The organism is Methanococcoides orientis (assembly GCF_021184045.1).
GTDB classification, from domain to species: Archaea; Halobacteriota; Methanosarcinia; order Methanosarcinales; family Methanosarcinaceae; genus Methanococcoides; species Methanococcoides orientis.
The window spans coordinates 1,486,428-1,509,202 of the sequence record NZ_CP073710.1 but is presented as its reverse complement, the minus strand read 5'-3'; the positions used below and the strand labels follow the sequence as shown (position 1 = coordinate 1,509,202).

Sequence of the window (22,775 nt, the reverse complement as noted above, 5' to 3'; positions counted from 1 at the left end):
ACACAAAAAACGACATTACTTTTCAAGGAGACTTATTTATTGACCACAGTTCTTGGTATAGAAGGCACAGCATGGAACCTGAGTGCAGCTATTGTTGATGAAGACGATGTTATCGCAGAGGTCACCGAGACCTATCGTCCGGCGACCGGTGGGATCCATCCCAGGGAAGCTGCTCAGCATCATGCAATGTATGCATCTAATGTTATCGAAAGGCTCCTGGAGGAATTTAGGGGGAAAGATCATCATCCACAGGACATTGATGCAATTGCATTCTCACAGGGTCCGGGTCTTGGTGCATGTCTCAGGACCGTTGCCACATCTGCAAGGGCACTTGCAATGTCACTTAATGTTCCTCTGGTGGGAGTGAATCACTGCATTGCGCACATCGAGATCGGAAGGTGGAAGACACCGGCAAATGATCCGGTCGTACTGTATGTAAGTGGGGGCAATTCCCAGGTCCTTGCCCACAGGGCTGGAAAATATCGGATATTCGGTGAGACCCTTGATATCGGAATCGGGAATGCACTTGATAAGTTTGCAAGGAGTGCAGGCTTAAGCCATCCCGGCGGGCCAAAGGTCGAGGAATATGCGAAAGAAGCTACGGGATATGTCAAAATGCCTTACGTTGTCAAAGGAATGGACTTCTCTTTTTCTGGACTTTCAACAGCTGCTAAAGACGCATTAAAATCCTCATCCCTTGAGGATGTCTGTTATTCTTTCCAGGAGAATGCTTTTGCAATGCTTGTGGAGGTCACAGAGCGTGCACTTGCACATACCGGTAAGAGCGAGGTGCTGCTTGCAGGTGGTGTGGGTGCGAACATGAGGCTCAGGGAAATGCTGGATGTTATGTGTGATGACCGCGGAGCACGCTTTTATGTTCCGGAAAGGAAGTTCATGGGTGACAACGGTGCAATGATCGCATATACCGGCCTGCTTATGTTCAAGTCAGGAACCACCATCCCTATTGAAAACTCACACGTTGACCCAAGCTTCAGGCCGGATACCGTGGATGTTACCTGGATCGTGGATAAGCATCAGGAGGTGCTTTGATGTACCTGAGAAGTGGTGCTGAGGCCAGTGTAAGCCTTAAAGGTGGTTTCGTTGTCAAGGAACGTATGCCCAAGCGGTACAGGGTTCAGGAACTGGATGAGCGGATCCGTAAGGAAAGGACACGAGCAGAAGCACGCCTGATGTCAGAGGCCAGGCGATGTGGTGTTGCGACCCCGATAATTCATGATATCTATGATTATACTATTGAGATGGAGTTCATCGATGGAAAACCATTGAAGTATCTGGTGGACGCTGAGCTGTGTGAGCTTGTAGGCGAGGTTATCGGCCGGCTTCACAGCGGCGGGATAATCCATGGTGATCTTACAACTTCCAATATGATTGTAAAGGACGGTCGTATCTACCTGATCGACTTTGGTCTGGCATTCGTTGACGGTTCGGTGGAGTCCAGAGGTGTGGATATCCATGTACTGTTCCAGACATTTGAAAGTACACATGCAAATTATGAAGAGCTGATTGAAGCATTCTGTCGTGGTTATAGAAGGAAACTTGACAAAGCAGATGAGGTTCTGCTTCGGATAAAAGAGATCGAAAAGAGGGGTCGTTATGCGTAAAATGGTATTCGTTACTGGAAATAAGGGAAAGTTCGGAGAAGCAAAGGAGATACTGGCTGCAAAGGACATTGAGCTGATGCAGAATGCGGATGGATATCCCGAACTTCAGGAAGATGATCTTGAGCCTATTGCTGCATACGGTGCAAAATGGGCTGCTGAAAAACTAAAACATCCCGTTATGGTGGATGATTCCGGTCTGTTCATCAATGCACTGAACGGTTTTCCGGGTCCTTATTCCGCATTTGTGGAGGATAATCTCGGAAACCAGAAGGTCCTGAAGCTCATGGAAGATGAGGAAGACAGGTCTGCCATATTCAAGTCGGTGATCGGCTATTGCGAACCCGGGGGAGAACCTTCCGTTTTCACAGGTACTGTGGAAGGTAAGATCGCCTTTGAGGAACGCGGTACCGGCGGGTTCGGATATGATCCGATATTCGAGTATGAGGGCAAGACCTTCGGTGAGCTTGGTACCGAGATCAAGAACACATTTTCCCACAGGCGCAGGGCGCTTGACAAGTTCTTCGAGTGGCTGGATTGATGCTGTCCAGCCGATTTGTTTTATTCTCTCTTTCAGGTGAGTGATGGTGGGCTACCTTCAACGTTTTCTTGAAGACACGCGTGGTGTGGATACCATCCCGTTGAAGATGGTGGTCTATCTTGCGATCACTGCTCTTGTGGTCGTGCTCGCAGCAGTTTCATGGAACAATATTTCTCCGGTAATGGATGATGCTGATGTTGACAGGCAGCTGGAAGATGCTGCCCTGAAGATCTCCTCTATACAGCATGGCTATGCCAGGGAGATCTCTTCAAAGGGTACGGATGGTTCGATGTGCACTGTGGAACTTTCCATGCCGGAACATGTGAATTATGTCGCTTTCGGAGTTGATCCGGACCCTGATGCTGATGGCAACCTTACGAACACGGCATGGTCTGTGGAAGATAACACCATTCTCTGCAGTTATGCCAGTGGGGTTAAAACACGTGTTCTTATCAGCGGTGAACCGGTGGTCTTCAGAAATGGAATTTTGGACGAGAATGGCAAATGGATATTCGATGAATACGCCTATTCGTATGATGATCTTGGTGAGGGCGTGGTGATAGAGGGTCCGATCAACGGGGAGTTTACTTTCGAGCTTGTTTTTGATGGTAAAAAGCAGACTCTAAGCCATTTCTGATCTCAAAGACTTTTAAAAAGTATTGAATACTATGCTTTTTGAACTTGCATATTTGCAAAGGCTCAATTTAAGGATCAAATGTAGATCAAAAAAGATCATATGCCGGAATGCCCGGCATGAGTGAATGTTGTTGTTATGACTGGAAATTAAAGAGTACCGTCATCATTCGATGAATCGGACAGAGTTCTCAAGGACCTGCTTTGCCTGACTTTCTGTGAGTCCGGCTCCCATTGCAACTTTCAGAGCTGTCTCTTTTGTGATGAGATTGTCGGGACTGTGTGTGTCGGTATCTACCACCATGGTGGCGCCGACCTCGGTACATATCCTTGCAACGTGACCGTTTGTTCTGTTGTGACCGTTCCTTGCGGTGATCTCAATGCAGACATCGTTGTCAATTGCCAGTTGTGCTTCCTCGGTGGTGAGGAATCCTGGGTGTGCGAGGATGTCGACATCTTCACATATCACAGATGCGGCATTGGTTCCAGGCGCAACAGGCTCAACCGGTGATTCTCCGTGAACTACCACGATCTCAGCTCCAAGTTCCTTTGCCATTCTTGCAAGGGGTGCTATCTTTGCAGGGTGGACGTGTGTGAGCTCAACTCCGGTGATCACTCTGATATCCATGACCTCTTCCATGTATTTTGCTTTCTTCACGCATGAGAGTACATGTTCTATGTTAGTATAATCGACGTGATCCGTTATTCCAATACCTCGATATCCAAAGGTTACAGCCCTGCGGACAAGTTCGCTTGGGATAAGTTCTCCGTCACTGAATACGGTATGTGTATGTAGGTCTATCATTTGCTCACCTGCAAAAATGTATAAAATGAATGGTCTCTAAATGTCATTCCAATATAAATCGTTTGTGTACGAACAGTATTTACATCAATATTTATATAAGGTTTGCTGACGAAATCTAATATTTGGTTATCATAATATTCTATCTATACTTCTATAATCTCCGTTGCTATCGGAAATCTTGGGAAGGATGAACAAATTGACAGGAATAAGAAGATTGGTTCTGGATGTGTTGAAACCGCACCATCCCTCTACCATTGAACTGGCAGAGAATTTGAGTGTAATTGATGGTGTTACAGGTGTCAACATCGGTTTGTATGAGGTTGATCAGAAAACAGAGAACATCAAGATCACTATTGAAGGCGATCAGATCGACTATAATGTGATAAGGCAATCCATCGAAAATCTTGGTGCAGTTGTGCACAGCATAGATGAGGTAGCTGCAGGCAATAGACTTGTAGAAGAAGTGGAAACCCTTCAGGATCGCTGAAGGGACAACCATTTTGTTATTTATTTACTAATTAAATTAATTGATCGATTTGATCCAAAGAGTTGAACCATTTTATTTTGTTTCTTCCTCTATATAACGTTCAATGACCTTTGCAAAGGCAAAGTTCGGTTTGACATCTGTGATCTGGATCTTCACCGAGTCCCCTTTATCGACCTCTTTAACAAAGACCACGAAATCCTCAACATAGGCAATACCATCTCCGGAGGCACCCATTTCCTTGATAACGACATCGAACTCATCGTTTTTATGCAAAGGTGCAGTAAGGAACTTCTTACCGATCACGTAGATCTCTGCGCTTTCATCTCTTGATGCATGTGGTGAATATGCCTTGGTAAATGTGAAGTTTTTTCTAACCTCGTCCATGTAATCCTTGAACATATCTCCCTGGAAAACCTTCACAATAAAATGTCCCTGAGGCTTGAGTATCTTCTTTGCGCATTCCAGTGCGGAAGTTGTAAGGTCTATGGAACGTGCATGGTCAAGGCTCCAGTTGCCTGAAAGGTTTGGTGCGGCATCACAAATGACAACATCGGCTCCATCTTCTCCGACCATGTCGATGATCTTCCTGATGGTCACATCGGATGTAATATCTCCTTTTATTGTGTCGACGCCTTCTATTTCTTTGATGCGGCGAAGGTCTACTCCGACGACCTTTCCTTCTGAGAGCTTCTTTGCGACCTCGAGCCATCCGCCAGGCGCAGCTCCAAGATCCACAATTGTGTCCCCTTCCTTTATGACCTTGAATTTCTCGTTGATCTGGAAAAGCTTATAGGCTGCCCTCGAGCGATATCCTTCTTCTTTTGCACGCCAGTAATAGGTATCTTTTCTATGCCTTGCCATATCTATCTTCACCTCTCATCGCATACAAACATCAAATATCTTGTGCTGCTCCCAGGGCATCGATCTGTTTGCTAATATCCAGTATCTCATCCTCCATCTCTGTGATCTCCCCCTCAAGCCACGAATCATAGTCATAGTAGAGATTTAACAGGTCGCTGTATCTGTTTTCGAGGGTTGGGATGTCAATGCTATTGTTATGTCCATTAGCAAAGTCCTCTATATTGTGTCTGATTTTTGTAATTCTGGCTTTCAGTCTTCCGGAAAATCTCTTTGTGATCTTATCCGGATCGACCTCTCGCCTGCCCAGTTTGAGGACATCAATGACCTCGCTCAGATCGAATGGATAATTCGGGAATGCATGTGGACCTACAATATAATAATTAACATCTTCACTGTCCTTAGCATCAGCTTCACTAAGTTCCTCAATGGATATTGCTTCAAGCAGGTGTTTGGAGACTGCCTTTTCCAGCATTATTGTGATCTCTTCCTCGTCAGGTATATTCTCTTCTCTTTTATATGCAAGTTCCTGAGCGAGTTCTACAATTTCGTCATGTGTGACAGCCCCAAGTGCGTCTGCTATGCCTTCAATCTCTTCCGGTTCTACCATGTTAGCTCCTGTTACAGTTTGTATCGGCGGCAACTGAAGATACTTCTTATTATACTATCTGTATCATGTTTTTCGATCTTTGCATCAATGTTCCTTTCCATGATAGGTATGTCCGTGTCGATATCTTCAAGGATATAATTTGCCAGTACGGTGTCTCCGCATATTATTATCATATCAATATCAATGGGAGCATGCTCAAGCATGTTCTTCAGTGAGTCCCTGACCTTTTCCACATGATGGTCAATATCTTCATCCCTGAGCCTTTCAAAGCGCCTCTGGCTAAAACCACCCTTTGTATGTTTGGCTTTGACACTGCTTCGGATGATCATATCTTCGTCAAATCCGGTCTTGTCGGAACATATTCCTATAAGTGATTCTCCGGCGTGGGCTGCGAGGATGCATACGCTAATATCCTCTGTAAGTGTGTTTTTTAGCGGCCCGGTCACAAATGAATTGGACATCTCTACAGAACTTCTTTCAAATGGAAGTGGAGGAACTACAACCTCCTTTACCATCTGCATACTGTCATAGAACAGTGCATATCCTGTGTCGCTTTTGATCTTCTGTATAAGGTACTGGCTATTCTGGTCCAGGTCTCTCACGGCATCCTTTGAGAACCCTGCATTCAAATTCATCTCTTTTTCATTAATGTATGCAGTTAGGAGTGAATCGCGATCAGATCTTATTGATCCCAGTTGGTCAATGTAGGATGTCATTTGTGAAGGTGTGACCTCTTCGATAAGATCAAATGATATCTCTTCTGAAACTTCCTCTTTCTTCTCTTCAAGCTGGTGTGTGAGTGTTTCGATCTTTACGTTAGCAGCTTTGAGTTTTTCCTCTGCTTCCTGTTTTGCAGCAAGGGCACGTTTTGCATTGGTCTCGTTCTTCTCAAACCTCTTCCTGTCGATCTCCAGCTCAAGTATGTGTGACTGGAGCTTGTCAATCTCTTCCTCCAGCTTTTCCTTTCCTGAATACTTTTTGAAAAACGTGTTCAGGTTTCCTGCGACTTTCTTTGTTCCAGCCATTAATCTCAAGTTAAGTGTTTCAGGATGCTATTAATACTTCTGTTGGCATATGCGCAACTGTTTATATTTTCATTGACATTTATTACAGATTTAAAGGAACATATGGCTGTTTGTGAGTGGCTGGATAGTTTAGGGGCTAAAGCGACCACTGTAACTAATTGCCTAGTTCGATGGGATAAGCTCTCGTTTTACGCGGTGTTATAGTGAATGAAAGGAAAGGTTAAAGATATTTAAAATGAATATATTCGATGGGGTACATTACATGGATAGTCAGGTAAAATGTTCAACATGTTATTATTGGAGAGTCGAAAATGAATTAGGTGGGGGCCGTGGGGAATGTCGGCGATATCCTCCCCGTGCTGATAGTGAACAACATTTTAGAACTGGTAACCTATATTTTCCCATCACGACTAAAGATCTGTATTGTGGTGAGTGGAAACAAAGAACAACAAAGGAAGACGTACTAAAGTAACGTTCTCCATCTGTTTTTTTCATTGTTTATTGCATTTCGTGATATGTGAACTTCCACATCACATATTTTATTTGCATTATTGTTCCAAAGGCTATGCGGAGGGAATATCGGGACTTTCTCTTTTTTGTTTAGTCTGATAAACCCGACCTTAAGTTTTGGGTATTTTTTAACCGATTCGTTCAAACAGCGTGGAATAAAAAGAATGCCATTTTTTGAAAAAACTTTCAGTAAGCTACTTATCATTAGAACGCAAAGTGGATTTGATGAATATGTCACGTCATCCTACTATGTGGATAAAGGGGCAAAAAGGTGCTTCCCTTTCTGGAAAAGTCATTGTTATTGCTGTTACCGGCAGTATAGCTGCGGTACGTGTTGTTGAACTTGCACGTGAACTTATACGCAACGGTGCAGAGGTTTATGCTGTAATGAGCAAAGAGGCACAACATATCCTTCATCCCTATGCATTGCATTATGCCACCGGCCACGATGTTATCACTGAGATTACCGGTGAGGTCGAGCATGTGAAGTTCTTCGGCTCGGAAGGATGTGCAGATCTTCTCCTGGTTGCACCTGCAACTGCCAATACCATCGGTAAGATGGCATGTGGTATAGATGATACTCCTGTTACGACGTTCGCAACAACGGCCATGGGGGAAGGTACGCCTGTGATCGTTGTTCCTGCAATGCACAATTCAATGTATGAACATCCGGCCGTGATGGAAAATATAAACAAGCTTCAGGATTGGGACATAACATTTGTAGGTCCGCATCTCAATGAAGGAATTGCAAAGATCGCATCCAATTATGAGATCACACTTGCAGTGGAACGTTCCCTTGGCAGCAGTACACTTGCAGGGAAAAAAGTGCTCATAACAAGTGGTGCAACTGCAGAGGCCATTGATCCTATCCGGGTGATAACCAATCGTGCATCAGGTCGTACTGGCAGGGAGATCGCTCTTGAATTCTATCGCAGGGGTGCAGAGGTCACAGTGGTCCACAATGGCAGGCTTGACTCGGAAGGTGTTAACGAGATCCTGGTCGAAAGTGCAGGGGAGATGATCGATGCAACTCTCAGGGAACTTGAACATGGCTATGATATGCTGATCAGTGCAGCGGCGATCTCTGATTACACTCTTGATGCTCAGGACAATAAGATCAAGTCAGGTGGTGACCTGAATCTGATATTCAGGAGCACACGTAAACTGATAAGGGAGGTGCGTGATGCTCATCCTGATATTTCCATTGTTGGATTCAAGGCAGAGGCCGGCATAACAGAGGATGAGTTGATCACACGTGCAAAGGAGTCCCTGAAGGCCGCTGAACTTGACATGGTGGTTGCAAATGAGGTAAGCATCACTGGGATGGGGACTGTGGAGAATGACGTTCACATAATATCCTCAATGGATGATGGGATCACCCATGTCAGTGGAAACAAGAGGCTGATCGCTGAAACACTTGCAGATAATGTAGAAGCTATTTTCAGGAAAAGAGAGTCCGATGTCAATTGAAAGTTCTGCTGGCAAAGCCTTTGCTCCTGGTCATATAACAGGTTTTTTTGAGATACATGATGATCCTGATCCACGCAGGAAAGGATCAACTGGTTGTGGTGTTGTCATTGATGGTGGCATTGATGTCATTGTCACTCCGGGCGAGGAAAAAACTGAGATATTTCTCGATGGTGTCTCTGTTAAGGCAGACACAACTCGATCGTTGATAGAACAACTCGTGGATCTTCCTGTCCATGTGGAATGCACCTCTTCAATTCCAATAGGTTGCGGATTCGGTGCATCCGCTGCGGGTGCTCTCAGTACTGCTTATGCGCTCAACGATGTCTTCTCACTGGGACTGACTTCCAATCAGCTTGTGGAGGCTGTTCATATCGCAGAGGTCAGCAACGGCAGTGGCATGGGGGATGTTGAAGGTCAGTATTTCGGTGGTGTCCCGATCAGGAAAGTTCCGGGTTGCCCCCCTTATGGTGTTCTTGACCGTGTACCTTCTCCCTCCTTTGAGGTTTATTGTGTGGTGCTTGGTGAACTTTCCACAGGTTCGGTGCTAAATGATGATGAACTTATGAGGGAGATCAATTCTGCAGGCAGGTCTGCGTTGCTTTCTTTGCTTTCACGTCCTAACGTTGCAAATTTCATGGAGCTTTCAAAGCAGTTCACGTTAAAATGTGGGCTTGCAAGTGATCGTGTAATTGATGCTATTGAGGCAGTAGGTGCAGCAGGCGGTATGGCTTCACAGGCAATGTTGGGTGAGACCGTTTTTGCCTGCTCGGATGGCGGTGCAAAAGAAGATGTGTTGGAAGCACTTTCAACTTTTGCAGAGGTTACTACTTATAAGGTTACTTCGTGTTATCAACATCCTGGATAATTTGAAGTTTCCCATCGCATTTGTTCGCAATGGTACGAAAAGACTATTAGTAAAAAGAATGTATTCTTTAATTCAGTTAGATCATTATATACAAATCAGGAGCAAATTATTATGGTAATGGAAGATGAATGGGACATTAAAGGTCCCAGTGAGGGCAAGGAATCCCCTATGCCTGAAATTAAGATCCCTCCAATTGCAGTAGTGGCTCTTCGTGGGGCAGCTATTGTTTTAACGATATTGATCATCTTTTCTGTAGTTTTTGGATCGATATTCGTGTCTATTGGTGCTGGTGAAGTTGGTGTGAAGTTCAGTCAGTTCGGTGGTGTCCAGGATGACGAACTTGGTGAAGGTCTGCATATTGTACCTCCGTGGGTAAGTGTCACCAAGTATTCCGTAAGGAGCGAGGTCTACACCATGAGTGCAAGATCTTCAGAAGGTGAAGTTGTAGGTGATGACCAGATCAATGCACTTACAAATGAAGGACTGACCCTTGGTCTCGATATCAGTGTAAGGTACAGGCTTATTGCAGAGGATGCAAGTGAGGTCCACAAAAAGCTTGGTACCGGCTATGCAGAAAAGATCATCAGGCCTACGATAAAGTCCGTTATCAGGGAAGTTGTTTCCAGAAATACTGCCATGGAAGTGTATGGTGAACAAAGAGAACTGGTCGCAACCGAGATGGTTGAGGAGATGGAAGCTGCTCTTCTTGAGGATGGTATAATCGTTGAAGAGGTTCTTCTAAGGAACGTCAGGTTGCCGGAAAAGGTGGCTGATGCTATCGAGTCCAAACTTCAGGCAGATCAGGAAGCTCAGAGAATGGTCTTTGTGAAGCAGAAGGAACAGCTTGAAGCTGAAAGGAAGATAATCGAGGCGAATGGTGCTGCTAATGCGACCATTGTCAGGGCAACCGGAGAGGCAGAGGCTTTGCGTCTGATAAATGCGGAACTTGCAAAGAATCCGAAACTTATCAACTACAAGTATATCCAGATGCTTGAGGGACAGGAAGTTCAAACATTGGTAGTTCCTTCTGACCAGGGAATTATCCTGGATGCTACTGCTTGATCAGTGCGGTATGTAATATGAGCGAGATCCCGAAAGATCATCCGAGATATGCTTCTCTCTTAACAAGGGAGAAGATAGTCGAAGGTGTCAAACTGGGAATAACAAGTCAGCAGGGTCTGGTTGCACAGGGTCGGGGCGAATGCTTCGATTACCTGTCCGGTGAGCAGACCACTGCCTCTGCTCTTTTGGCAGAGAAAGTTAGTGTTGCCATGTTGCTCCTTGCAGAGCGACCGGTACTATCGGTGAATGGCAATGCTGCTGCACTTGTTCCCGATTCTCTTGTAAAGCTCTCTGAAGTGACAGGTGCACCTCTTGAGGTGAATCTGTTCCACAGGACTGAGGAGCGTGTCAACCGGATAATCGACCACCTTAAAGACAACGGTGCATCAGAGGTTCTTGGAAGTAAGGCTGATGCCCGTCTTGAATTGCAACACAGCAGGGCGATCGTGGACAATGAAGGTATCTACAATGCAGATGTGGTACTTGTTCCTCTTGAGGATGGTGACCGATGTCAGGCGCTTGTGGGTATGGGTAAAAGTGTTATCACGATCGACCTTAATCCGCTATCACGGACATCCCGTACTGCCACAGTGACCATTGTGGATAACGTGGTCCGTGCTGTGGACAATATGATCGTCCTCTCCTCTGAGCTGAAAGGGCTTGATGAGGCTGAACTACGAAAAATGGTCAGTGAATATGACAATTCCTGTACACTTTCTGATGCAGTACGGCAGATGATAAGAAAACTTGAAGAACTTTCAGATACGTGATGTATCTCATGGATCTGATCGACAGGACTCGGGAATTTGTTGCAGGCATGCTTGCCGATGAACCGAGTTCTCATGAGATGTCACACATTGAACGTGTGGAATCCACTTGTATGAAGATACAGGCAAAGGAAGGCGGTGACCTTCAGGTCATCAGGCTTGCATCTTTGCTTCATGATGTGGGTGTTGTCAGAGAGCACCGGGAGGGTGGCGACCATGCTGAATACAGTTCAGAGATCGCCCGCGATTTTCTTTTTAGTGAAGGTTTGGATAGTTCCACGATCGACCACGTGGTATCCTGCATAAGGACTCACAGGTTCAGCCGTGGGCATAAAGCGGAATCTCTTGAAGGTCGGATATTGCAGGATGCGGATCGTATCGACGCGCTTGGTGCTATTGGTATATTCAGGGCAGTGATGTCCATGGGTGCATTACGATGTTTGAAGCATGCCAGCGGAGTGGAGAAGAGCTCTTCAAAGAATGCATATGCAGAAGATCCTCTGGATGGCTTTGCTGAGTATATGGAAATGAAACCTTTTAAAATAATAAACAGATTAAATACTGCCGCTGCAAGAGAGGTCGCAGAGGATAGGCTTAAGATAATGCATCAATATCTTAATGCATTGGAGGACGAGACGTCCTTACGATAACATTTACAGGTGTCATAATGGCTGATATCATAATAAAGAACGGTTATATTCTGACGATGGATCCTTCGTTGGAGAACATCAGGAATGGTGTTGTTGTTATAGAAGATGGCAGGATCGCGGATGTATGTGAAAATACAGAGGAGACTGCTGATACTGTAATAGATGCGCAGGGCAGCGTGGTGATGCCTGGTTTTGTGAACACTCACACCCATGCAGGAATGACACTTTTCAGAGGGTATGCTGATGATCTTGCTCTTTCTGACTGGCTCGAGAACCATATCTGGCCGGCAGAAGCTGAACTGACAGCTTCTGATGTTTATGCAGGAACTCGTCTTGCATGCCTTGAAATGGTCAAAAGCGGGACCATTGCGTTTGCTGATATGTACTTCTTCATGGAAGAGGTTGGAAAGGTGGTTGAAGGTTCAGGCCTTCGTGCTGCCCTGTCCTATGGTATGATCGAGCTATGGGATGAAGAAAAAGGCAAGACTGAGCTGAAGAAAGGCAAAGCATTCATTAATGAGTGGGACGGGAAAGCCGATGGCAGGATATCTGCCATGTATGGTCCGCATGCTCCAAATACCTGCTCAAAGGAGTTCCTTACGAAGGTAAGGGAGCAGGCAACTGAGGACAATGCAAAGATCCACATCCATGTCCTTGAGACCGAAGCTGAACTGAACCAGATGAAAGATCAGTATGGTATGTGTTCTGTGAACATGCTGGATGAGATCGATTTCTTTGGTCCTGATGTCCTTGCTGCACACTGTGTATGGCTCTCTGATGGTGATATGGATATTCTCCGTAACAATAATGTCAATATTTCACATAATCCTGTAAGCAATATGAAGCTGGCATCAGGTATTGCTCCTGTTACGAAGTTGCTCGATCGCGGAGCGAACGTCTGTCTTGGAACCGATGGATGCGCTTCCAACAATAATCTTGGCATGTTCGAGGAGATGAAGACTGCGGCTTTGCTCCAGAAAGTTGATACTATGGATCCGATGGCACTTCCTGCAAGGCAGGTGCTTGAGATGGCTACGGTCAACGGCGCAAAGGCACTGGGTATTAACAGCGGGATGATAAGGAAAGGTTATAATGCAGATGTTATTATTGTTGACATGAACAAAGCACATTTGAATCCCTTGTATGATGTTCCTTCTCACCTTGTGTACTCGGCTGGTAGCAGTGATGTGAGAACTACCATTGTAAATGGTAAAGTGCTTATGGATGGTTACAAAGTACTTTGCATGGATGAGCAGAAGGTCATCGATGAGGGTCGGGATGCAGCAGAGAAACTTATGTCCCGCGTGGATGCGAAGAAATGATTTGTCATTTGTTCAATTACATTGTTCATATTAAATTATATTTTACGCTTTAAATTGGAGATTCGAATATGAGTGAAAAAGAACTGATAGAATCCGGTGATATGAAGATCGGCTGGGTGCGTAATCACATGCCTGTGCTATCTATTATCCGGGAGAACTTTGAGCGCGAGCAGCCTCTTAAAGGGCATAAGATCGCAATGGCGCTTCATGTCGAGGCAAAGACTGCTGCTCTTGTTGAGACCCTTGCAATAGGTGGTGCGGAAGTAGCTATTACCGGCTGCAATCCACTGAGTACACAGGATGATGTCTCAGCTGCTCTCAATACAAGGGACAACATTGATTGTTATGCTAAATACGATTGCTGTGGCGATGAATATTATGAAGCCATTGACAAAGTACTTGATATGAAACCTGACATCACTATTGATGATGGTGCAGATCTTATTTTCAAGCTTCACACTGAACGTCAGGACCTGCTTCCTGGGATCCTTGGTGGCTGTGAGGAAACCACTACTGGTATCCACCGGCTCAAGGCAATGGAAAAGGATGGCGCCCTGAAGATGCCGGTAATTGCTGTCAATGACGCAATGACCAAGTTCCTTTTCGATAACCGCTATGGTACCGGCCAGTCTTCCTGGGATGGTATCATGAGGACAACCAATCTGCTTGTTGCAGGTAAGACCGTTGTTATCGGTGGATATGGCTGGTGTGGAAAGGGTGCAGCAATGCGCGCATCCGGACTTGGTGCAGATGTCGTTGTGACCGAGATCGATCCTATAAGGGCACTCGAGGCACGTATGGATGGTCACCGTGTAATGTCAATGACAGAAGCTGCAAAGTATGGTGATATATTTGTGACAACTACTGGTAACGTGGATGTCCTTACAAGAAAGCATTTTGAAGTTATGAAGGATGGTGCAATTCTTGCAAACTCCGGTCACTTCAATGTGGAGATCAACCTTGAAGAGCTCACAGCTATGGCAGATTCTATCAATATTGTCAGGAATAACATCAAGGAGTACCGTGTTGCAGGCAGGAAGATCAATGTACTTGCTGATGGAAGGCTTGTGAACCTTGCAGCAGGTGACGGGCATCCTGCAGAGGTCATGGACATGAGCTTCGCAAACCAGGCACAGTGCGTTAAGTACATCGCTGATAACAAGTTGGATGCTGGTGTACATCCTGTTCCTCGTGATCTTGACATTTATGTTGCTGAGTTAAAGCTTAAGTCACTCGGAATAGAGATCGATGAACTTGAATCCCACCAGACCGAATACATGGAAGGCTGGGAGTGCGGGACATAATTGTCCTGCATTATTTTTTATGATGGTGTTTTCCCTTCATTTTTGAATCTGGCTTACAATCTTTAAAAATTTTATAAACATGGTTGGAATAAAGAAGTGCATATGTCCATTCGTGGGGTATGATGCGTTAGTGGTATAAATTGCCTAATTATAAAAAAAAGGATGCGGTATTATTTTGCTTACTTGATCCCGACTTGTAACTTTGTAAAAGTCCGAAATTATATTATATATATGTATTGAACTACTGCATGCCTGATCATTGATACAATCCTATATCTTTTATATCTCTATATTGTTTATGGGGCAATAACAAAATGCAAAGGCAGTTTCATAGAAATCCTTAAATAGTATTAGTCCCTCTTTGTGCCGTCGTACGAGGCGTGCAATATGTGGCACTCGTACTATGTATCGTCATGGGCTCGTAGCTTAGTCAGGCAGAGCGTCTGGCTTTTAACCAGACGGCCTAGGGTTCAAATCCCTACGAGCCCGCCAGCAATCCTGGAATAATTGCTTGCATATTTTTAAGGAGGAGTAAATTTGAGTAAGTTCAGCCTGCTTGACCACGAATTGATCCCCAATCATGAGATTATGGATGAGGATGAATTAAGGACTGTCCTGAAGCACTTTAATGTAGAGAGGGAGCAGTTGCCTAAATTAAAAGTAACCGATCCTATTGCACAGGAGATTGATGCGGTGCCTGGTGATGTTGTTAAGATCACTCGCAAAAGTCAGACTGCAGGTGAAGCACTGTATTACAGATATGTAATAGAGTGAACACGAGGTTTTCAAATTTGAGGCATTTCGTTTATTTTTTACGTACTTTTTTTGGCCGCAGTATAATGCACATTTCCCATATTACGGCCGGTCTAGTCAATACTGTGTTCATCCTATTGAACGCTACTAATGATCATAATCGCTTTATTTCTCTTAAATATCCAATTAACTAAAAGAGGGTGCTATCATCGCATTAGATACAAGCATACTATCAGAGGCCTATTTCACAAAGGACAAGATTGTGCAGCATCACATTGACTCTTACAACAAGTTCACCAGATCTGGTCTCCAGAAGATCATTGATGAGCAGGGTATAATCGAGACAGATCTTGAAGATATCTATGTAAAACTTGGTAAGATAAGGGTGGAAAATCCGGTAGTTAAGGAAGCTGACGGTGCAATTGAGAAATTGTATCCAAACGAAGGAAGGTTACGTAACCTTTCTTATTCAGCTCCCCTTTTCCTGGAGATGTCTGTTGTACAGAATGGTGAGGAACAAGAACCAAGGGAAGCCAAGATCGGACAGCTTCCTGTAATGATCAAATCGGATATCTGTAACCTTGTTGGCATAAATGATACTGAAATGATCCAACATGGTGAGGATCCGCTTGATCCGGGAGGATATTTCATCGTAAATGGTACCGAGCGTGTTGTAATGACCCTCGAGGACCTTGCACCTAACAAGATACTTGCCGAGTTCGGTGAGCGTTACGGTGATACTATCGAGGTTGCAAAAGTATTCTCTCAGAGAAGAGGTTACAGAGCTCTGGTAGTTGTGGAAAGAGGACGTAAATCTCTTCTGGAAGTGTCTTTCCCATCCATATCCGGTCGTATAAACTTCATCACACTGATACGTGCTCTTGGAATTGAGACTGATGAGGATGTTGTGAAGGTTGTCTCTACCGACCAGGAGATCATGAAGTTCATGTTCGAGAACCTTGAGGAAGCCGAAGTGGACACCATCGAGGATGCTATTGAGAAGATCGGTGGTCGTGTTGCTTCAGGCCAGGCAAGGGAATACCAGATGAAGCGTGCAAATTACGTAATTGATCGTTATCTGCTCCCTCACCTTGGTAATGATCCTGCAGACAGGATCGCAAAAGCTCACTTCCTTGGAAGGATGGCAGAATCCTGCTTCGAGCTTGCTCTCGGAAGGCGAGCCGGCGATGACAAGGATCACTATTCTAACAAGAGGTTGAAACTTACAGGTGACCTGATGGAAGATCTGTTCAGGGTAGCATTCAACCGTCTTGCACGCGATGTAAAATACCAGCTCGAGAGAGCTAACATGAGAAACAGGGAACTGAACGTAGCCACTCTTGTTCGTGCAGATGTACTTACTGACCGTCTGCAGCACCCTCTTGCTACAGGTAACTGGGTAGGTGGAAGAAGTGGTGTTTCACAGTTGCTTGATCGTACTGACTATATTTCCACTCTGTCTCACTTAAGACGTGTGATATCACCATTGTCAAGGGCACAACCTCACTTCGAGGCCCGTGATCTGCACCCAACTCAGTGGGGTCGTCTTTGTCCGTCAGAGACTCCTGAAGGTCCAAACTGTGGTCTTGTAAAGAACTTTGCCCAGATGGTCGAACTCTCTACAGGTGCTGAAGAGATTGATGCTATCAAGAACATCCTTTATGGAGTTGGAGTTGCTCCTGTTGAATTATATGTCCCTGAGAAGGTGCTTGATTACTCCGTTGATGCGGTCTATGCAGAGGAGCTTGATATAGCACCTGAAGAGACTGTAAAACCAGAGGTTGAATATCATGATATTATGGATGAGAACGCTGATCCTATCGGCGATGATAAACCAGAGGAGGTTCTTTAATGACTGAAGCAAAGGTCTTCCTTGATGGGGAACTTATCGGAACACATAACAATCCGGTAGAGCTGGTCGCAGACATAAGGAAGCAGCGCCGTAATGGTATGCTCTCCAGTCAGCTGAATGTAACTCTTTATGAGGACATTCATGAAGTTATCATCAGTTCCGACATGGGTCGTGCCAGAAGGCCGGTCATCGTCGTAGAAGATGGAGTTCCTCTGGTCACAGGTGAACATGTAGAGAAACTAAATGCCGGTGAAATATCATTCCTTGATCTTGTAGGGCAGGGATGTGTTGAGTATCTGGATGCTGAAGAAGAGGAGAATGCTTTCATTGGTCTTTACGAAGAGGACCTTACTCCAAATCACACTCATCTTGAGATCGACCCTTCACTGATCCTTGGTATCTGTACCGGTATGGTCCCATATCCGGAACACAATGCTTCTCCGAGGAACACAATGGGTGCAGCGATGATCAAGCAGTGTATTGGAGTATCCACCTCTAACATCAAGCTTAGGCCAGACACACGTGCACACGTACTCCACTATCCTCAAAAGGCACTTACACGCACTCACACATGTGAGTCAATTCACTTTGATGACCGTCCTGCAGGGCAGAACTTCGTAGTTGCTGTTATGTCCTACGAAGGTCACAATATTGAGGATGCACTTGTTTTCAACAAAGGTTCCATTCAGAGAGGTCTCGGAAGGAGCCACTTCCTGAGGACATTCGAGGGAGAAGAACGACGTTACCCTGGTGGGCAGGAAGACAAGTTCGAGATACCTGACTCTGAGTTCAGGGGTGCCCGCAGTGCAGAGGCATATGCAAACCTTGACATTGACGGTCTTGTGAACCCTGAGACCATTGTAGGTCCAAACGCTGTTCTTATCGGAAAGACCAGTCCTCCAAGGTTCCTTGAAGAGCAGTCTGATTTCGGTATAACTGTTGAGCAGCGCAGGGAAAGTGCAATTACCATGCGTTCCAACGAGAAAGGCATCGTTGACACTGTCATTCTTACAGAATCTATCAACGGAACCCGTCTTACAAAGGTTAAGATAAGGGATCAGAGGATCCCTGAGATCGGTGACAAATTTGCATCAAGACACGGTCAGAAAGGAGTTATCGGTCTGATAGTTCCATATCAGGATATGCCATTCACTGAAGGCGGTATGGTTCCTGATCTTGTTATTAATCCACACGCAATCCCTTCACGTATGACTGTTGCTCACGTTCTTGAAATGATCGGGGGTAAGGTTGGTTGTATCGAAGGTCACCGCATTAACGCAACTGCTTTCTCAGGTGAGACCGAGGATGACATTCGCGATGGTCTGAAGAAACATGGTTTCTCACACACAGGAAAGGAAGTATTCTCTGATGGTGTAACCGGAAAGAAGATCCAGGCAGATGTGTTCGTAGGTGTGATCCTTTATCAGAAACTGCATCACATGGTCGCATCAAAGATACACGCCAGGTCCAGAGGTCCTGTACAGGTATTGACCCGTCAGCCAACAGAAGGACGTGCTCGTGAGGGTGGTCTGAGGTTTGGTGAAATGGAAAGAGATGTACTGATCGGACACGGTGCTGCAATGACCCTGAAGGAAAGGTTGCTTGATGAATCTGACAAGGTCGTAGAGCTTGTATGTGGACACTGTGGAATGGTTGCTACCTTTGACAGGACACGCAACATAAGGTACTGTTCGAACTGTGGTGCGGAAACAGATATTCACCCGGTAGAAATGAGCTATGCTTTCAAGTTGCTCCTTGATGAGATCAAATCTCTGGGAGTTGCTCCAAGACTTAGACTTGATGATGCAGTGTGATGGTGATACAGATGGATAATATGATACCTTCAATACCAAAAAGGATCGGTGCGATCAAATTCGGTCTGATCTCTCCTCGTGAAGTCAGGAAGATGAGTGTCACATCGATCATAACTGCTGACACTTATGATGATGACGGGTACCCTATCGATATGGGACTGATGGACCTGCGCCTTGGTGTTATTGACCCGGGTCTTAAATGTAAGAGCTGTGGAAGCCGCGCCGGTGAATGTCCTGGTCACTTCGGTCACATTGAACTTGTGGCCCCTGTGATACATGTAGGCTTTAACAAGACCATTCGTAAGATTTTACGTTCAGTTTGTTGCAAATGCAGTTCTCTGATGCTTGAGGAAGGCAAGAAGAGGGAGTACCTCGAACAGCTTTCCAAGTATAAGGATATGGGACATCTTCCTGATGATGTCATTAATGATGTCTTCAAAGAGGCAAGAAAGCCTAAGGTCTGTCCATATTGTGGTGAGGCACAACTCGATATCAAGTTTGAGAAACCAAGCGAGTATATCGAAGATGGGCACAAACTTACTCCTACTGAGATCCGTGACAGGTTCGAGAATATCTCAGATGATGATATTCGTGTCATGGGTATGAACCCTGATACTGCCCGGCCTGAATGGATGATACTGACCGTACTTCCGGTTCCACCGGTAACGGTGAGACCTTCCATTACACTTGAGTCCGGTCAGCGAAGTGAGGATGACCTGACGCATAAGCTCGTAGATATCATCCGTATCAACCAGCGTTTCCAGGAGAACAGGGATGCAGGTGCTCCACAGCTTATCATTGAGGATCTGTGGGAGCTGTTGCAATATCACGTTACAACTTATTTCGACAATGAAGTTTCAGGTGTACCGCCTGCAAGGCACAGGTCAGGAAGACCGCTGAAGACACTGACCCAGCGTCTTAAGGGTAAAGAAGGACGTTTCAGGGGAAGTCTGTCCGGTAAGCGTGTTAATTTCTCTGCACGTACGGTAGTTTCCCCTGACCCTAACCTTAGTATAAATGAGGTGGGCGTGCCTTTTGAAATTGCAAAGCATATGACTATCCCGGTAAGGGTCATCTCCAGGAACCTTGAGCTCATGAAGGAATATGTCCGTCGTGGGAAGAAGGTCCATCCGGGTGCGAACTATGTTATTCGTGAGGATGGTCGCCGTATCAAGGTGACAGATCTCAACACTGAGGAACTTCTTGAGAAACTTGAGCCAGGATGGGTAGTTGAAAGGCAAATGCAGGATGGAGATATCGTTCTGTTCAACAGGCAGCCTTCCCTTCACAAGATGAGTATCATGGCACACCGCATAAAGGTACTTCCTGGTAAGACCTTTAAGCTCAATCCTGCAGTATGTCCTCCATACAATGCTGATTTTGATGGTGATGAGATGAACATGCACGTACTCCAGACAGAGGAGTCCCGCGCAGAGGCAAGCATTCTCATGCAGGTGCAGGAGAACATTCTATCTCCACGTTTCGGTGGTCCGATCATAGGTGGTATTCACGACCACATCTCAGGTCTGTTCCTTTTAACAAGGAATGAGAATTTCATTAGTAAGAATGATGCACTGGAACTTCTCCGCAAGTCTGAATTGCGTGAGCTCCCAGAACCTGCAGGACATCTTGAAGATGGTGCTCCTTACTGGAACGGTAAGCAGATCTTCAGTCAGATCCTTCCTAAGGGTCTTTACGTAGAGTTCCCTGCACAGGTATGTTTTAAATGTGAAGTTTGTAAGAAGGCTGAATGTGAAAACGACGCTTATGTTGTTATCGAAGATGGTGAATTGCTTCAGGGTACCATTGATGAACAATCGATCGGCGCTTTCAAAGGTCTTATCCTTGATAAGGTGGTCAAGGAATTTGGTGCTACAGCTGGTGCCAAGTTCGTAGATGATTTCACAAGGCTTGCGATCAGGGGTGTAATGTATACCGGACTGAGTTTCGGTATAAGTGATGAGGATATTCCTAAAAATGCTAAGGTCGAGATCGCAGCAAGGCTTAAGGATGCTGAAGAAGAGGTCTCTAAACTTATCAATGCATATGAGGCCAAGGAACTTGAACCATTACCAGGTAGGACCCTTGCAGAGACCATTGAAATGAGGATCATGCAGACCCTTGGTAAGGCAAGAGATGATACTGGTAGGATCGCTGACAACCAGCTTGGTCTGGAGAACTCTGCGGTTATCATGGCAAGGTCTGGTGCTCGTGGTTCGATTTTGAACCTGACTCAGATGGCTGCTTGTGTCGGACAGCAGGCTGTTCGTGGTGAGCGTATAAGAAGAGGCTATGCCGGAAGGACATTACCTCACTTCTATAAGGGTGACCTTGCTGCAGACGCACACGGTTTCGTCAAAGCAAGTTACAAGAGCGGACTGAATCCGACCGAATACTTCTTCCACGCAATTGGAGGTCGTGAAGGTCTTGTGGATACTGCGGTACGTACTTCCCAGTCAGGTTACCTGCAGAGGCGTCTTGTGAATGCACTTCAGGACCTTGAGGTCCAGTATGATCGATCTGTACGCGAGACCAGAGGGGTCATTGTACAGTTCAAATATGGAGAAGATGGTATTGACTCCACTAAGAGTGATTACAGTAAGCCTGAGGCAATACACCGTGTTGTCAGGGCTGTTACGGGAAAGGAGGTGGCATAATGTCCATCAGTGAAGCTACTATTGATTCAATGATAGGTGGTCTTCCACTTCCAATGACTACGCTTGCGACCCTCAAAGATGATGTAATGAAGGTCGGAGTAACCAAGAAAGAGCTGGAAGAGATCATCGAACGCGTCATGACGGATTATGAATATGCATGTGTTGAACCTTGTGAAGCCGTGGGTGTTGTATCTGCTCAGTCCATTGGTGAACCGGGTACTCAGATGACCATGCGTACTTTCCACTACGCTGGTGTCGCTGAGATCAACGTTACATTGGGTTTGCCACGTCTTATCGAGATCGTGGATGCGAGAAAGACTCCAAGTACTCCTATGATGACAGTTGCACTTGACAAAGATCATGCAAATGACAGGGATCTTGCAAGGAAGGTCGCATGGGAGATCGAAGCAACTCACATTGCACATCTTGCAGATGTGACCACTGATCTTGCTAACATGAACCTTGTTATTGACCTTAACGAGAAAATGCTCGTCCAGAGGGCTATCGCTGTGGATGATATTGCAGAGAAGCTCGAGGAAGAACTTGGAGTTTCAGTTAAGGTCTCAGGTGCTGTGAGCAATCAGATAATTGCTCAGCCAAACGAGCCATCATACAGGGAACTTCTTCAGCTTGCAAAGAAGATCCATACTATCACTCTCAAAGGTATTGAAGGTATCAAGAGGGTAGTTATCAGGAAAGATGGTGAGGAATATACTCTTTATACAGAAGGCTCTGTACTAAAGGAAGTTCTCAATGTTGAAGGTGTGGATATTACAAGGACGTATACCAACAACATTGGTGAGATCTATGAGGTATTCGGAATCGAAGCTGCTCGTAATTCCATCATAAAAGAAGCAAGTGATACTCTGCGTGAGCAGGGTCTTACTGTGGATATTCGTCACATAATGCTTGTATCAGATATCATGACCTGTGATGGTGAAGTAAAACAGATCGGTCGTCATGGAATTTCCGGAGAGAAGGCCAGTGTCTTCGCCCGTGCTGCATTCGAGGTTACTGTTAACCACTTACTTGATGCGGGAATGCGCGGTGATATTGATGAGCTCAATGGTGTTACTGAGAACATCATTGTTGGTCAGCCTATAAAACTTGGTACTGGTGACGTTCATCTGGTGGCTAGAAATCCTCTTGCTAACCTTGATGAAGAGTAAGT

Annotated in this window: 21 protein-coding genes and 1 tRNA gene; 18 read left to right on the top strand and 4 right to left on the bottom strand. The window is 45.4% G+C overall.

Annotated elements, in window-relative coordinates:
• The first annotated feature begins 39 nt into the window (after positions 1-39).
• Genes J7W08_RS07195 through J7W08_RS07180 form a run of 4 tightly spaced genes read left to right on the top strand, consistent with a single transcriptional unit; the run spans position 40 to position 2,797 of the window.
• Entirely contained in the window at positions 40-1,050 is a 1,011-nt protein-coding gene (locus J7W08_RS07195) for a bifunctional N(6)-L-threonylcarbamoyladenine synthase/serine/threonine protein kinase (RefSeq protein ID WP_233083858.1), read from the top strand.
• A complete protein-coding gene (locus J7W08_RS07190; protein WP_233083857.1) occupies positions 1,050-1,622 on the top strand; it encodes a Kae1-associated kinase Bud32 in 573 nt (190 codons plus the stop codon). The genes J7W08_RS07195 and J7W08_RS07190 overlap by 1 nt, the downstream gene beginning before the upstream one ends.
• Positions 1,615-2,160, top strand: a complete 546-nt coding sequence (locus J7W08_RS07185) for an XTP/dITP diphosphatase (protein WP_233083856.1) — start codon at positions 1,615-1,617, stop codon at positions 2,158-2,160. Before J7W08_RS07190 ends, J7W08_RS07185 begins: the two co-directional genes overlap by 8 nt.
• Before the next feature lie 43 nt (positions 2,161-2,203).
• Positions 2,204-2,797 (top strand): hypothetical protein, encoded by a 594-nt coding sequence (locus J7W08_RS07180; protein ID WP_233083855.1) that lies wholly within the window; start codon positions 2,204-2,206, stop codon positions 2,795-2,797.
• A 162-nt stretch (positions 2,798-2,959) separates the two neighbouring features.
• On the opposite strand, the gene J7W08_RS07175 is transcribed toward J7W08_RS07180, so the two are convergent.
• Complete coding sequence (locus J7W08_RS07175; protein WP_233083854.1) at positions 2,960-3,598, bottom strand: histidinol phosphate phosphatase domain-containing protein; 639 nt, start codon at positions 3,596-3,598, stop codon at positions 2,960-2,962.
• Positions 3,599-3,785: 187 nt separating this feature from the next.
• On the opposite strand from J7W08_RS07175, the gene J7W08_RS07170 reads away from it, so the two are divergent.
• Positions 3,786-4,085 (top strand): DUF211 domain-containing protein, encoded by a 300-nt coding sequence (locus J7W08_RS07170; RefSeq protein ID WP_167879274.1) that lies wholly within the window; start codon positions 3,786-3,788, stop codon positions 4,083-4,085.
• 72 nt (positions 4,086-4,157) lie between these two features.
• Here J7W08_RS07170 and J7W08_RS07165 read toward each other — a convergent pair whose 3' ends face one another.
• Genes J7W08_RS07165 through J7W08_RS07155 form a run of 3 tightly spaced genes read right to left on the bottom strand, consistent with a single transcriptional unit; the run spans position 4,158 to position 6,578 of the window.
• Positions 4,158-4,946, bottom strand: a complete 789-nt coding sequence (locus J7W08_RS07165; protein ID WP_233083853.1) for a 23S rRNA (uridine(2552)-2'-O)-methyltransferase — start codon at positions 4,944-4,946, stop codon at positions 4,158-4,160.
• Positions 4,947-4,977: 31 nt separating this feature from the next.
• Positions 4,978-5,553, bottom strand: a complete 576-nt coding sequence (locus J7W08_RS07160) for a DUF7109 family protein (RefSeq protein WP_233083852.1) — start codon at positions 5,551-5,553, stop codon at positions 4,978-4,980.
• Between the two features lie 11 nt (positions 5,554-5,564).
• Entirely contained in the window at positions 5,565-6,578 is a 1,014-nt protein-coding gene (locus J7W08_RS07155) for a Vms1/Ankzf1 family peptidyl-tRNA hydrolase (protein ID WP_233083851.1), read from the bottom strand.
• Between the two features lie 735 nt (positions 6,579-7,313).
• On the opposite strand from J7W08_RS07155, the gene coaBC reads away from it, so the two are divergent.
• The 13 genes from coaBC to rpoA2 all read left to right on the top strand — a co-directional run bounded on the left by coaBC (position 7,314) and on the right by rpoA2 (position 22,773).
• Entirely contained in the window at positions 7,314-8,558 is a 1,245-nt protein-coding gene (gene coaBC / locus J7W08_RS07150) for a bifunctional phosphopantothenoylcysteine decarboxylase/phosphopantothenate--cysteine ligase CoaBC (RefSeq protein ID WP_233083850.1), read from the top strand.
• Positions 8,548-9,423: a pantoate kinase gene (locus J7W08_RS07145; RefSeq protein ID WP_233083849.1), complete on the top strand. Its 876-nt coding sequence runs from the start codon at positions 8,548-8,550 to the stop codon at positions 9,421-9,423. The genes coaBC and J7W08_RS07145 overlap by 11 nt, the downstream gene beginning before the upstream one ends.
• Positions 9,424-9,534: 111 nt before the next feature.
• Entirely contained in the window at positions 9,535-10,485 is a 951-nt protein-coding gene (locus J7W08_RS07140; protein WP_233083848.1) for a prohibitin family protein, read from the top strand.
• A 17-nt stretch (positions 10,486-10,502) separates the two neighbouring features.
• Complete coding sequence (locus J7W08_RS07135) at positions 10,503-11,255, top strand: 4-phosphopantoate--beta-alanine ligase (protein WP_233083847.1); 753 nt, start codon at positions 10,503-10,505, stop codon at positions 11,253-11,255.
• Positions 11,256-11,263: 8 nt separating this feature from the next.
• Positions 11,264-11,902, top strand: coding sequence for an HD domain-containing protein (locus J7W08_RS07130; protein ID WP_233083846.1), 639 nt, complete (start codon positions 11,264-11,266; stop codon positions 11,900-11,902).
• 17 nt (positions 11,903-11,919) lie between these two features.
• A complete protein-coding gene (locus tag J7W08_RS07125) occupies positions 11,920-13,224 on the top strand; it encodes an amidohydrolase family protein (protein ID WP_233083845.1) in 1,305 nt (434 codons plus the stop codon).
• A gap of 68 nt (positions 13,225-13,292) precedes the next feature.
• Positions 13,293-14,528 (top strand): adenosylhomocysteinase, encoded by a 1,236-nt coding sequence (locus tag J7W08_RS07120; RefSeq protein WP_233083844.1) that lies wholly within the window; start codon positions 13,293-13,295, stop codon positions 14,526-14,528.
• Positions 14,529-14,943: 415 nt separating this feature from the next.
• A tRNA-Lys gene (locus J7W08_RS07115) sits at positions 14,944-15,020 on the top strand.
• A gap of 45 nt (positions 15,021-15,065) precedes the next feature.
• Positions 15,066-15,302, top strand: a complete 237-nt coding sequence (locus tag J7W08_RS07110) for a DNA-directed RNA polymerase subunit H (protein WP_048195102.1) — start codon at positions 15,066-15,068, stop codon at positions 15,300-15,302.
• A 241-nt stretch (positions 15,303-15,543) separates the two neighbouring features.
• On the top strand, positions 15,544-17,133 hold the full coding sequence (locus J7W08_RS07105) for a DNA-directed RNA polymerase subunit B'' (protein WP_233083843.1): 1,590 nt from the start codon (positions 15,544-15,546) through the stop codon (positions 17,131-17,133).
• Positions 17,133-18,947 (top strand): DNA-directed RNA polymerase subunit B, encoded by a 1,815-nt coding sequence (gene rpoB, locus J7W08_RS07100; protein WP_233083842.1) that lies wholly within the window; start codon positions 17,133-17,135, stop codon positions 18,945-18,947. The genes J7W08_RS07105 and rpoB overlap by 1 nt, the downstream gene beginning before the upstream one ends.
• A gap of 11 nt (positions 18,948-18,958) precedes the next feature.
• Positions 18,959-21,604 carry a DNA-directed RNA polymerase subunit A' gene (locus tag J7W08_RS07095; RefSeq protein WP_233083841.1) on the top strand — a complete coding sequence of 882 codons (2,646 nt, stop codon included), beginning with the start codon at positions 18,959-18,961 and terminating at the stop codon, positions 21,602-21,604.
• Positions 21,604-22,773, top strand: coding sequence for a DNA-directed RNA polymerase subunit A'' (gene rpoA2 / locus J7W08_RS07090; protein WP_233083840.1), 1,170 nt, complete (start codon positions 21,604-21,606; stop codon positions 22,771-22,773). The genes J7W08_RS07095 and rpoA2 overlap by 1 nt, the downstream gene beginning before the upstream one ends.
• Positions 22,774-22,775: the final 2 nt, after the last annotated feature.

Bases quoted from the DNA above. Each gene is read 5' to 3' on its own strand.
- J7W08_RS07190 (WP_233083857.1), top strand. From the start codon at position 1,050: ATGTACCTGAGAAGTGGTGCTGAGGCCAGTGTAAGCCTTAAAGGTGGT.
- J7W08_RS07185 (WP_233083856.1), top strand. From the start codon at position 1,615: ATGCGTAAAATGGTATTCGTTACTGGAAATAAGGGAAAGTTCGGAGAA.
- J7W08_RS07180 (WP_233083855.1), top strand. From the start codon at position 2,204: ATGGTGGGCTACCTTCAACGTTTTCTTGAAGACACGCGTGGTGTGGAT.
- J7W08_RS07175 (WP_233083854.1), bottom strand. From the start codon at position 3,598: ATGATAGACCTACATACACATACCGTATTCAGTGACGGAGAACTTATC.
- J7W08_RS07170 (WP_167879274.1), top strand. From the start codon at position 3,786: ATGAACAAATTGACAGGAATAAGAAGATTGGTTCTGGATGTGTTGAAA.
- J7W08_RS07165 (WP_233083853.1), bottom strand. From the start codon at position 4,946: ATGGCAAGGCATAGAAAAGATACCTATTACTGGCGTGCAAAAGAAGAA.
- J7W08_RS07160 (WP_233083852.1), bottom strand. From the start codon at position 5,553: ATGGTAGAACCGGAAGAGATTGAAGGCATAGCAGACGCACTTGGGGCT.
- J7W08_RS07155 (WP_233083851.1), bottom strand. From the start codon at position 6,578: ATGGCTGGAACAAAGAAAGTCGCAGGAAACCTGAACACGTTTTTCAAA.
- coaBC (WP_233083850.1), top strand. From the start codon at position 7,314: ATGAATATGTCACGTCATCCTACTATGTGGATAAAGGGGCAAAAAGGT.
- J7W08_RS07145 (WP_233083849.1), top strand. From the start codon at position 8,548: ATGTCAATTGAAAGTTCTGCTGGCAAAGCCTTTGCTCCTGGTCATATA.
- J7W08_RS07140 (WP_233083848.1), top strand. From the start codon at position 9,535: ATGGTAATGGAAGATGAATGGGACATTAAAGGTCCCAGTGAGGGCAAG.
- J7W08_RS07135 (WP_233083847.1), top strand. From the start codon at position 10,503: ATGAGCGAGATCCCGAAAGATCATCCGAGATATGCTTCTCTCTTAACA.
- J7W08_RS07130 (WP_233083846.1), top strand. From the start codon at position 11,264: ATGGATCTGATCGACAGGACTCGGGAATTTGTTGCAGGCATGCTTGCC.
- J7W08_RS07125 (WP_233083845.1), top strand. From the start codon at position 11,920: ATGGCTGATATCATAATAAAGAACGGTTATATTCTGACGATGGATCCT.
- J7W08_RS07120 (WP_233083844.1), top strand. From the start codon at position 13,293: ATGAGTGAAAAAGAACTGATAGAATCCGGTGATATGAAGATCGGCTGG.
- rpoB (WP_233083842.1), top strand. From the start codon at position 17,133: ATGACTGAAGCAAAGGTCTTCCTTGATGGGGAACTTATCGGAACACAT.
- J7W08_RS07095 (WP_233083841.1), top strand. From the start codon at position 18,959: ATGGATAATATGATACCTTCAATACCAAAAAGGATCGGTGCGATCAAA.
- rpoA2 (WP_233083840.1), top strand. From the start codon at position 21,604: ATGTCCATCAGTGAAGCTACTATTGATTCAATGATAGGTGGTCTTCCA.